The sequence below is a fragment of the Serratia sp. H1w genome, from assembly GCF_000633355.1.
Lineage (GTDB): Bacteria > Pseudomonadota > Gammaproteobacteria > Enterobacterales > Enterobacteriaceae > Chania.
The window spans coordinates 46,303-56,542 of the sequence record NZ_AYMQ01000051.1; the positions used below are offsets into that span (position 1 = coordinate 46,303).

Annotated in this window: 9 protein-coding genes; 7 read left to right on the forward strand and 2 right to left on the reverse strand. The window is 55.2% G+C overall.

Annotated elements, in window-relative coordinates; all coding sequences use genetic code 11:
• Positions 1–121: 121 nt before the first annotated feature.
• The 7 genes from kup to rbsR all read left to right on the forward strand — a co-directional run bounded on the left by kup (position 122) and on the right by rbsR (position 7,973).
• Positions 122–1,990: a low affinity potassium transporter Kup gene (gene kup / locus U869_RS0111300; protein WP_025123148.1), complete on the forward strand. Its 1,869-nt coding sequence runs from the start codon at positions 122–124 to the stop codon at positions 1,988–1,990.
• A gap of 167 nt (positions 1,991–2,157) precedes the next feature.
• On the forward strand, positions 2,158–2,577 hold the full coding sequence (gene rbsD, locus U869_RS0111305) for a D-ribose pyranase (protein ID WP_025123149.1): 420 nt from the start codon (positions 2,158–2,160) through the stop codon (positions 2,575–2,577).
• A gap of 7 nt (positions 2,578–2,584) precedes the next feature.
• Positions 2,585–4,090, forward strand: coding sequence for a ribose ABC transporter ATP-binding protein RbsA (gene rbsA, locus U869_RS0111310; protein ID WP_025123150.1), 1,506 nt, complete (start codon positions 2,585–2,587; stop codon positions 4,088–4,090).
• Between the two features lie 6 nt (positions 4,091–4,096).
• Positions 4,097–5,065: a ribose ABC transporter permease gene (rbsC, locus tag U869_RS0111315; RefSeq protein WP_025123151.1), complete on the forward strand. Its 969-nt coding sequence runs from the start codon at positions 4,097–4,099 to the stop codon at positions 5,063–5,065.
• Positions 5,066–5,090: 25 nt separating this feature from the next.
• Positions 5,091–5,978 (forward strand): ribose ABC transporter substrate-binding protein RbsB, encoded by an 888-nt coding sequence (rbsB, locus tag U869_RS0111320; protein WP_025123152.1) that lies wholly within the window; start codon positions 5,091–5,093, stop codon positions 5,976–5,978.
• Positions 5,979–6,040: 62 nt separating this feature from the next.
• Complete coding sequence (rbsK, locus tag U869_RS0111325) at positions 6,041–6,967, forward strand: ribokinase (protein WP_025123153.1); 927 nt, start codon at positions 6,041–6,043, stop codon at positions 6,965–6,967.
• Between the two features lie 4 nt (positions 6,968–6,971).
• Positions 6,972–7,973, forward strand: a complete 1,002-nt coding sequence (gene rbsR / locus U869_RS0111330; protein ID WP_025123154.1) for a ribose operon transcriptional repressor RbsR — start codon at positions 6,972–6,974, stop codon at positions 7,971–7,973.
• Here rbsR and mdtD read toward each other — a convergent pair.
• Both mdtD and U869_RS0111340 read right to left on the reverse strand, forming a co-directional pair.
• Positions 7,970–9,388, reverse strand: a complete 1,419-nt coding sequence (mdtD, locus tag U869_RS0111335; RefSeq protein ID WP_025123155.1) for a multidrug transporter subunit MdtD — start codon at positions 9,386–9,388, stop codon at positions 7,970–7,972. The genes rbsR and mdtD overlap by 4 nt on opposite strands.
• 37 nt (positions 9,389–9,425) lie before the next feature.
• Positions 9,426–10,115: a FadR/GntR family transcriptional regulator gene (locus U869_RS0111340; protein ID WP_025123156.1), complete on the reverse strand. Its 690-nt coding sequence runs from the start codon at positions 10,113–10,115 to the stop codon at positions 9,426–9,428.
• Positions 10,116–10,240 lie beyond the last annotated feature (125 nt).

Sequence of the window (10,240 nt, forward strand, 5' to 3'; positions counted from 1 at the left end):
CAAGTAGTATAAATGATGCATACTGTGCGCCTTTTACAGGGTGTGACGGATCTTAGAGCCCGTATCTTTAGCCTGATGCGGATGCGTCGGTTGACGGATGATCTAGCAAAAGAAGCAAACTATGAGCACAGAACATAAACAGTCTTTATCGGCGGTTACCCTGGCGGCTATTGGGGTCGTTTACGGTGATATCGGCACCAGCCCGCTCTATACCTTGCGAGAATGTTTTTCCGGCCACTACGGTTTTGACGTCCGTCCCGATGTGGTGTTTGGCTTCCTTTCTTTAATCTTCTGGATGTTGATTGTCATCGTCTCCCTGAAATATCTCACCTATGTCATGCGGGCGGATAACGCCGGTGAAGGCGGGATACTGACGCTGATGTCTTTGGCTGGTCGTCATACTTCGGCGCGCACCACCTCTCTGCTGGTGATCCTGGGCCTGATAGGGGGCAGCTTCTTCTATGGCGAGGTGGTGATCACCCCGGCGATATCGGTGATGTCGGCGATCGAAGGGTTGGAAATTGCCGCCCCGTCGTTGGATCCCTATATCGTCCCGCTCTCCATTCTAGTACTGACCTTACTGTTTGCGATCCAGAAACACGGCACCGGCAGCGTGGGCAAACTGTTTGCCCCGGTGATGCTGCTGTGGTTTATCGTGTTGGCGGTACTGGGGGCGCGCAGCATTATTGCCAACCCGGAAGTGTTGCAGGCGCTGAACCCGAAATGGGCCTTCAACTTCTTTGTTGAATATAAGAAGGTATCGTTCTTCGCGCTTGGCGCGGTGGTGCTGTCGATTACCGGTGTGGAAGCGCTGTATGCCGATATGGGTCACTTTGGTAAATTCCCGATCCGCTTGGCCTGGTTCACCGTGGTGCTGCCATCTCTGGTGCTCAACTACTTTGGTCAAGGGGCGCTGCTGCTGAAAAACCCGGAGGCAATCAAGAACCCGTTCTTCCTGTTGGCTCCCGACTGGGCGCTGATCCCACTGCTGATATTGGCCACGCTGGCCACGGTGATCGCCTCACAGGCGGTCATTTCCGGGGTCTTCTCGTTGACCCGTCAGGCCGTGCGTCTGGGCTATCTGTCACCGATGCGTATCATCCATACTTCAGAAATGGAGTCCGGCCAAATCTACATTCCGGTGATTAACTGGACCCTGTATATCGCCGTGGTGTTGGTGATTGTCGGCTTCGAGCACTCCAGCAACCTGGCAGCGGCCTATGGTATTGCAGTGACCGGCACCATGGTTCTGACCAGCATCCTGATCACCTCCGTGGCCATCAAGAACTGGCATTGGAATCGCTTTATGGTGGGGGGCATTCTGGCTATCCTGCTGATTATCGATGTGCCGATGTTCTCTGCTAACGCCCTGAAGCTGTTCTCCGGCGGTTGGCTGCCGTTGACGCTGGCGTTGGTGATGTTCCTGATTATGATCACCTGGAAGAGCGAACGCTTCCGTCTGCTGCGCCGGATGCATGAGCACGGTAACTCCCTTGAAGCGCTGATTGCCTCACTGGAAAAATCGCCGCCTGTTCGCGTGCCGGGCACTGCGGTATTTATGTCCCGTGCCATTAACGTGATCCCGTTTGCCCTGCTGCATAACCTCAAGCACAACAAGGTGCTGCATGAGCGGGTGGTGTTGCTGACCTTGCGTACCGAAGATGCGCCTTATGTGCATAACGTACGCCGGGTGACGATTGAGCAACTGTCGCCGACCTTCTGGCGGGTGGTGGCCAGCTATGGTTGGCGTGAAACGCCGAACGTCGAGGAAGTCTTCCACCGCTGCGGGTTGGAAGGGTTGCCATGCCGGATGATGGAGACCTCGTTCTTTATGTCCCATGAGTCGCTGATCCTCACCAAACGGCCATGGTATCTGTTCCTGCGCGGTAAGCTGTTTATCGCCCTGAGCCGCAATGCGTTGCGAGCTGCCGATCAGTTTGAGATCCCACCAAACCGGGTGATCGAACTGGGAACCCAGGTCGAAATCTAAATCAAAGGCTCAGCATTGGCTGGGCCTTTCTTTTCTCCCTTCGCTTTTGTCGAATACCAGCGAAACGTTTCGATAGCGATCACATTTCCAGCATTCCAGGGTTGCCTTCCCCTGCCGATTTTCTAAACTGACTCAATAGCGAAACGTTTCGCTGATGGAGTTAAATCATGAAAAAAGGCGTACTACTGAATTCTGACGTTTCTGCGGTGATCTCTCGTCTGGGTCATACCGACCAGATCGCTATCTGTGATGCAGGCTTGCCGATCCCGGCCGTGACGCCGCGTATCGATCTGGCTCTGACCAAGGGAGTGCCCACCTTCTTGCAGGTGGTTGGTGTGGTCACGCAGGAAATGCAGGTAGAAAGCGCCATCCTGGCGGAAGAGATCGTTAAGCATAATCCGTCGCTGCATGAAGCTCTATTGGCACAATTGATGCAGCTTGGTCAACGCCAGGGCAACACCATCAGCATCAGCTATATCAGCCACAGCGCGTTTAAAGCGCAAACCGAACACAGCCGGGCCGTGATCCGCAGCGGAGAATGTTCGCCTTACGCGAACGTGATCCTGTGCTCCGGCGTAACCTTCTGAGGCGCCTATGCAACCTTTACTGCAACTGAAAGGGATCGATAAAGCCTTTCCCGGCGTGAAGGCGCTGTCCGGCGCCGCGCTCAGCGTTTATCCCGGCAGGGTTATGGCGCTGGTGGGTGAAAACGGCGCTGGCAAATCCACCATGATGAAAGTGCTGACCGGTATCTATAAAAAGGATGCGGGCAGCCAGTATTTCCTCGGTAAAGAAGTGGCCTTCAACGGGCCAAAAGAATCGCAGGAAGCGGGTATCGGCATCATCCACCAGGAACTGAACCTGATCCCACAGCTGACCATTGCCGAAAACATCTTTCTTGGCCGTGAGTTTGTTAACCGTTTTGGCCGCATCGACTGGAAGCGTATGTATGCCGAAGCGGACAAGTTGCTGGCACGCTTGAACCTGCGTTACAGCAGCCACCGGCTGGTGGGGGAATTATCGATTGGCGATCAGCAAATGGTGGAAATCGCCAAGGTGCTGAGCTTTGAATCCAAAGTCATCATCATGGATGAGCCGACCGATGCCCTGACCGATACCGAAACCGCCTCGTTGTTTAAAGTGATCAACGAACTGAAGGCCCAAGGGTGCGGCATTGTTTACATTTCCCACCGCCTGATAGAGATCTTCGAAATCTGCGACGATGTGACCGTGCTGCGTGACGGGCAATTTATTGCCGAGCGGCCGGTTGCCGAATTGAATGAAGATTCGCTGATTGAAATGATGGTTGGCCGCAAGCTGGAAGAACAGTATCCACGCCTGAATCTGCCGCGTGGTGAAAAACGCTTGCAGGTGAGCCACGTTTCCGGCCCCGGCGTACATGACGTCAGCTTTACCTTATATAGCGGCGAGATCCTGGGCGTGGCTGGCCTGATGGGGGCCGGGCGTACCGAACTGATGAAGATCCTGTACGGTGCGGCACCGCGTAAAAGCGGCACGGTGAACCTGGACGGCCATGAGGTGGTGACTCGTACTCCTCAGGATGGCCTGGCAAACGGTATCGTCTATATCTCCGAAGACCGCAAGCGCGATGGCCTGGTGTTGGGGATGTCGGTCAAAGAAAACATGTCGCTGACCGCGCTGCGCTACTTCAGCCGCGCCGGTGGTGGCCTGAAACATGCCGACGAGCAGATCGCCGTCAGCGATTTTATCCGCCTGTTCAATATCAAAACACCGTCGATGGAGCAGCCAATTGGTCTGCTTTCCGGCGGCAATCAGCAAAAAGTGGCGATTGCCCGTGGCTTGATGACCCGGCCCAAGGTGCTGATCCTCGATGAACCGACACGCGGTGTCGACGTCGGGGCCAAAAAAGAGATCTATCAGTTAATCAACCAGTTCAAACAGGAAGGGCTGAGCATCATTCTGGTGTCTTCGGAAATGCCGGAGGTGCTGGGCATGAGTGACCGCATTCTGGTGATGCACGAAGGCCACCTCAGCGGCGAATTCCCGATTGAACAGGCCACCCAGGAAGTGTTGATGGCTGCGGCCGTCGGCAAGCAATACGGCGTAAAGCAGGAGTAATCAGATATGAGTTCACAAAGTGTCGCAGCTAAGCGCTGGTTCAGTAAAGAGTGGCTGTTGGAGCAGAAATCGCTGATTGCCCTGTTGGTGCTGATTGCCGTGGTTTCTTCCATGAGCCCGAATTTCTTCACAGTTAATAACCTGTTCAATATTTTGCAGCAAACCTCGGTCAACGCCATTATGGCGGTCGGTATGACGCTGGTGATCCTGACCTCCGGTATCGATTTGTCGGTCGGTTCACTGTTGGCACTGACCGGAGCGGTAGCCGCTTCGATTGTCGGGTTTGAAGTCAATGCGGTAGTGGCTGTGGCCGCTGCGCTGGCACTGGGGGCGGCCGTCGGGGCTTGTACCGGGATCATCGTGGCCAAAGGCAAGGTGCAGGCGTTTATTGCCACCCTGGTAATGATGTTGTTACTGCGCGGTGTCACCATGGTGTACACCAACGGTAGCCCGGTCAATACCGGCTTTACCGACGTTGCCGACGCCTTCGGTTGGTTCGGGATTGGCCGCCCGCTGGGGGTTCCGACCCCAATCTGGATCATGGCCATCGTGTTTATCGCCGCCTGGTATATGCTGCATCACACCCGTCTTGGCCGCTATATCTATGCGCTGGGTGGTAACGAAGCGGCTACCCGCCTTTCCGGTATCAGCGTCGATAAAGTTAAAATCATCGTTTATTCCCTGTGTGGCCTGTTGGCGGCATTGGCGGGAGTCATTGAAGTGGCTCGCCTGTCTTCCGCACAACCTACAGCGGGTACTGGCTATGAGCTGGATGCTATCGCGGCGGTCGTGCTGGGTGGGACTAGCCTGGCGGGCGGTAAAGGGCGTATCGTCGGTACACTGATCGGGGCGCTGATCCTTGGCTTCCTGAACAACGGTTTGAATTTACTGGGTGTTTCTTCCTACTACCAAATGATCGTGAAAGCAGCCGTTATTCTGCTGGCGGTTCTGGTAGACAACAAAAGTAACAAGTAACCTCTCCCCTACAGGAATCACGACCATGAAAATGAAAAAACTGGCAACCTTAGTTTCGGTCATCGCGTTAAGCGCCACCCTGAGTGCTAACGCCTTGGCAAAAGATACCATCGCGCTGGTGGTCTCTACGCTCAACAACCCGTTCTTTGTTTCGATGAAAGAGGGGGCGCAGTTGGAAGCCAACAAACTGGGTTATAACCTGGTCGTGCTGGACTCCCAGAACAACCCGGCGAAAGAGTTGGCCAACGTGCAGGATCTGATGGTACAGAATCCGAAGCTGCTGCTGATTAACCCAACCGACTCTGATGCGGTAGGTAACGCCATCAAGATGGCTAACCAGGCCAAGATCCCGGTGATTACGCTGGACCGCATGGCGGCCAAAGGCGAAGTGGTGAGCCATATCGCTTCCGATAACCGCGTGGGCGGTAAAATGGCCGGTGATTATATCGCCCAAAAAGCGGGTACTGACGCCAAGGTGATCCAGCTGGAAGGCATTGCCGGGACCTCTGCTGCTCGCGAACGTGGCGAAGGCTTCCAACAATCACTGGCGCAGAACAAGTTTAAACTGCTGGCCAGCCAACCGGCTGACTTCGATCGCACCAAGGGCCTGAACGTCATGCAGAACCTGCTGACCGCGCATCCAGATGTGCAGGCCGTGTTTGCACAGAACGATGAAATGGCACTGGGCGCGCTGCGTGCACTGCAAACCGCCGGTAAAACGGATGTGATCGTGGTTGGTTTCGATGGTACTGCCGACGGCGTGAAAGCGGTTGAAGGCGGCAAACTGGCGGCTACCGTGGCGCAGCGCCCGGATCAGATAGGCGTGATCGGCGTTGAAACGGCCGATAAGATCTTGAAAGGCGAGAAAGTACCGGCGACTATCCCGGTTGATTTGAAACTGGTTACCAAGTAAGTCACCTCCAGCGCCATCGGAACGGGGCGTGACGATGGCGCGCAATGTAAGGGATCTCTGTGATGGAAACAGCAAAGCTGGTGGTGTTGGGCAGCATCAATGCCGACCATATCCTCAATATCAAACAGTTTCCCCAGCCGGGCGAAACGGTGATCGGCCAGCAGTATAAGGTCGCCTTCGGTGGCAAAGGGGCTAATCAGGCGGTGGCTGCCGGGCGCAGCGGTGCGGATATTGCCTTTATTGCCTGCGTTGGCGCTGACGATATTGGTGAACGTATTCGCCAACAGCTGGCTAGCGATCGCATTGATACCCAACCGATAGAAGCTATCGCTGATAACACCACCGGCGTGGCGCTGATTTTCGTCAATGCCGAAGGTGAGAACGTGATTGGTATCGATGCCGGCGCCAATGCGGCGGTCACTCCCGATTATCTCAACCGCTATCGGCAAAAGATTATCGATGCCGATGCGTTACTAATGCAGCTTGAGTCACCGTTGGAAACGGTCATTGCCGCCGCCAAGCTGGCGAAGCAGCACCAGACCCAGGTGATCCTCAACCCGGCTCCGGCCTGTGAACTGTCTGACGAACTGCTAGCCATGATCGATATGATCACCCCGAATGAAACCGAAGCCCAGCGCCTGACCGGTGTTGCGGTTAATAACGATGCTGATGCCGATCGTGCCGCCAATATCCTGCATGCTAAAGGCATCGGCTATGTGATTATCACCCTCGGTAGCCGTGGCGTTTGGCTGAGCGAAAACGGTAAGGGTAAGCTGGTACCGGGCTTTAAGGTCAAAGCGGTGGACACCATTGCGGCCGGTGATACCTTCAACGGTGCCTTGGTCACGGCTTTGCTCGAAGGTAAAGTGATGAGCGATGCGGTGCGTTTCGCGCATGCGGCGGCGGCGATTGCCGTTACCCGGCCAGGTGCTCAACCTTCCGTGCCGTGGCGTGAAGAGATTGACGCCTTCTTGCAGCAACAAGGATAACCCTTTGGCTACCATGAAAGATGTCGCCCGCCTGGCGGGTGTTTCAACCTCGACGGTTTCGCACGTAATCAATAACAATCGCTTTGTCAGCGACAGCGTGCGTGACAAAGTCATGGTGGCCGTAGAACAGCTTAACTATGCCCCTTCCGCACTGGCGCGTAGCCTGAAACTTAACACCACGCGCACTATCGGTATGCTGGTGACCTCCAGTAATAACCCATTTTATGCGGAAGTGGTGCGTGGCGTTGAACGCAGTTGCTATGAACGTGGCTACAGCCTGATCCTGTGTAATACCGAAGAAGACGTGGCGCGTATGAACAGCAGCATGGAAACGCTGCTGCAAAAGCGGGTGGATGGCCTGTTGGTGATGTGTACCGAAAACCATCGCCCTTCGCAGGATGCGCTGAGCCGCTATCCTTCGTTACCTATCGTGATGATGGACTGGTCACCGTTCGAAGGGGCTAACGATATCATTCAGGATAACTCGTTGCTGGGGGGCGAAATGGCCACCGACCATCTGATCGCCCGTGGCTATCGCCAAATCGCCTGCATCGCCGGGCCGTTGGATAAAACCACCGCGCGCCATCGTTTGGAAGGCTATCGCCGTGCCATGCAGCGTGCCGGCCTGGAAATCCCGCCCGGCTATGAGGTGTACTGTGATTTTGAGTTTGAAGGTGGCGTACATGCCATGAAGCAGTTGCTGGCATTAGCCGAGCCGCCTCATGCGGTGTTTGCTGGCAATGATGCCGTTGCCGTGGGCGTCTATCAGGCACTGTATCAGGCCGGGCTGACGGTGCCACAAGATATGGCGGTAATGGGCTATGACGATATTGAACTGGCGAAATATCTGGCTCCGCCGCTCAGCACCATTCATCAGCCCAAAGATTCGCTGGGGGAGCTGGCGGTCGATGCGTTAATCAACCGCCTGCAAAATCCTGAGCGTGATGCCCAGATCCTGGTGCTGACGCCTGAGCTGGTGGAGCGGGCCTCAGTTGGCCACCGTTAACCTGTGGCCTTGGCTTCTTTGCGTGATTTCTCTCTACCGGTGATCAGATTATTACCGTCTTTCCTTCTTAACAGCAGGAAGACGAAGGCCGAAGCCACGGTGACTATCCCCATGGTAATAAAGGTGTAGTGGAACTGATCGATCATGGTACCGATCTCCATCGCCCCATAGAAGCGCAGCACGGCGGCGCTGATCGCTACGCCAAAGCTGATCGACAACTGTTGAGTCACTGCCAGCACGCTATTACCGGAACTGGCGTTGCTATCATTCAGATCGGCCAGGCTGATGGTATTCATGGCGGTAAACTGCGTCGACATCGCCATCCCTAAAATAAACAGCGGCAAAATCATCAGCCACAGCGGCATGCCTGGGCTTTGCAGTGAGAACTGCGCAATCAGCACCCCAATAACGATCGTGATACCAACCAGCGTCTTCCGGTAACCAAACCAGCGTAGTACCTGAGTGACGGTCGACTTTGCCATCAGAGAACCCACCGCCGTTGGGGCCATCATGCAACCGGCAACGATCGCCGAATAGCCAAAGGCCACCTGCAACATCAATGGCATCAGGAAGGGCACACAGCCGGTCCCCAAGCGTGAGGCTACGTTGCCAGCAATACCGACGGAAAAAGTACGGGTTTTGAACAGATCCAGCCCTATCAACGGTTGAGCATGGCGACGGGCGTGGATGATATAGCCAAACAGCATCACAAAGCCGCTGAGGAACACCCCGAGAGAAATGTAATTGGCCAGCACCTGTTCGCCAAACAGCTCCAGGCCGGTGGAAATCAGCACCAGGCTAAGGCCAAACAGCATAAAACCGATGAAATCGAACGGCCGCTTCGGCGTGGTGAAGTCCGGCATGTATTTGCGGGCATAAACGATGCCGAGTAGGCCAATCGGGATGTTAATCAGGAAGATCCAATGCCAGGTGGCGTAGGTGACCAGCCAACCACCCAGCAACGGCCCCATGATTGGCCCCACCAGACCGGGCATGGTGACAAAGTTCAGCACCGGCAACAGCTCACTGCGCGGATAAGCCCGCAACAGGGCAAGACGCGCCACGGGCATCATCATTGCGCCGCCAATCCCTTGCAAAATGCGTGAGGCGACCAGGAAACTCAGCGTGGGTGACAAGGCACATAATAGTGAGCCGAAGGTAAACAGCGATACGGCGATGATAAACACCCGCCGGGTACCAAAGCGATCTGCCAGCCAACCACTGACCGGGATCAGCATCGCTACCGTCAGGGTATAGCTGATCACCGCCGACTGCATCGCCAGGGGGGAACGGTTCAGGCTATGGGCTATCGCCGGTAGGGCGGTATTGAGGATAGTGGCATCCAACGCCTGCATAAAGAACGCCATCGCGGCGATCCAAGGTAACCCGGCCATGCTGCGTGCAGATTTTGTCATCGTGATCCCATCTTCCTTCTATATATAGCTGCGGGGTTTACGCATTACCCTGTAGCAAGGTTTGGCAGGCTGCGAGTGCTGCGGTGCTGTTACCGGCGACAATAGCGTCCACTATGGCCTGATGGTGTTGTAGTTTTATCACTTCATTCCCGGTGATGGCACGGAAATAGCTTTGATAGACCGAACTGAACAGGTTGGCGAACGAAGTCAGAAAGGGATTGGCGCTGGCTTCATAGATCAGCTGGTGGTACTGGGTATCAACCTCAATCCAGCGTTCGCGGTCAAAATCCTGGTGTAGCCCCTGCATCTCAGCCATCAGCGTGACTAATCGCGCCTTTTGCTCCTGGGTGGCATGGATTGCGGCCAATGAACAGGCTTGTGGTTCGAGTGAGGTGCGCAGGATAAGAAAATGCTGCATCACCTGGCCGAAGTTCTCCCTGGTCATCCACCAGGTCAGCAGATCCTGATCGAGGAAGTTCCATTGGCCCTGGGGCATCACCCGGGTACCGATGCGGGGGCGTGGTAACAGCATACCTTTGGCCGCCAGCATTTTCACCGCTTCGCGTACCGCAGTACGGCTGACACCAAACTGTTCTGCCAAATCCATCTCACCGGGCAGGATGCTGCCGGCTTGATATTCACCGGCCAGGATCTGTTGGCCGAGCTTTTCTGCCAGCAGATAGGAAAGATTTCGCTGTGCGGCCTGTTGTTGAGCATCGAATTGCATGGCTGCGGTTCCTTTAACTGCATTGTTATCTTTCATTTTACGCCAGGGAACGCCCGCTGTTACGGCTGTTTTCGAGGAAAAGTGGCAAAAACGCTGAACAAGACAGCGTTTTGCCGAAAAAAGCC

Coding starts and splice junctions, on each gene's coding strand:
- kup (WP_025123148.1), top strand. CDS start 122: ATGAGCACAGAACATAAACAGTCTTTATCGGCGGTTACCCTGGCGGCT.
- rbsD (WP_025123149.1), top strand. CDS start 2,158: ATGAAAAAAGGCGTACTACTGAATTCTGACGTTTCTGCGGTGATCTCT.
- rbsA (WP_025123150.1), top strand. CDS start 2,585: ATGCAACCTTTACTGCAACTGAAAGGGATCGATAAAGCCTTTCCCGGC.
- rbsC (WP_025123151.1), top strand. CDS start 4,097: ATGAGTTCACAAAGTGTCGCAGCTAAGCGCTGGTTCAGTAAAGAGTGG.
- rbsB (WP_025123152.1), top strand. CDS start 5,091: ATGAAAATGAAAAAACTGGCAACCTTAGTTTCGGTCATCGCGTTAAGC.
- rbsK (WP_025123153.1), top strand. CDS start 6,041: ATGGAAACAGCAAAGCTGGTGGTGTTGGGCAGCATCAATGCCGACCAT.
- mdtD (WP_025123155.1), bottom strand. CDS start 9,388: ATGACAAAATCTGCACGCAGCATGGCCGGGTTACCTTGGATCGCCGCG.
- U869_RS0111340 (WP_025123156.1), bottom strand. CDS start 10,115: ATGCAATTCGATGCTCAACAACAGGCCGCACAGCGAAATCTTTCCTAT.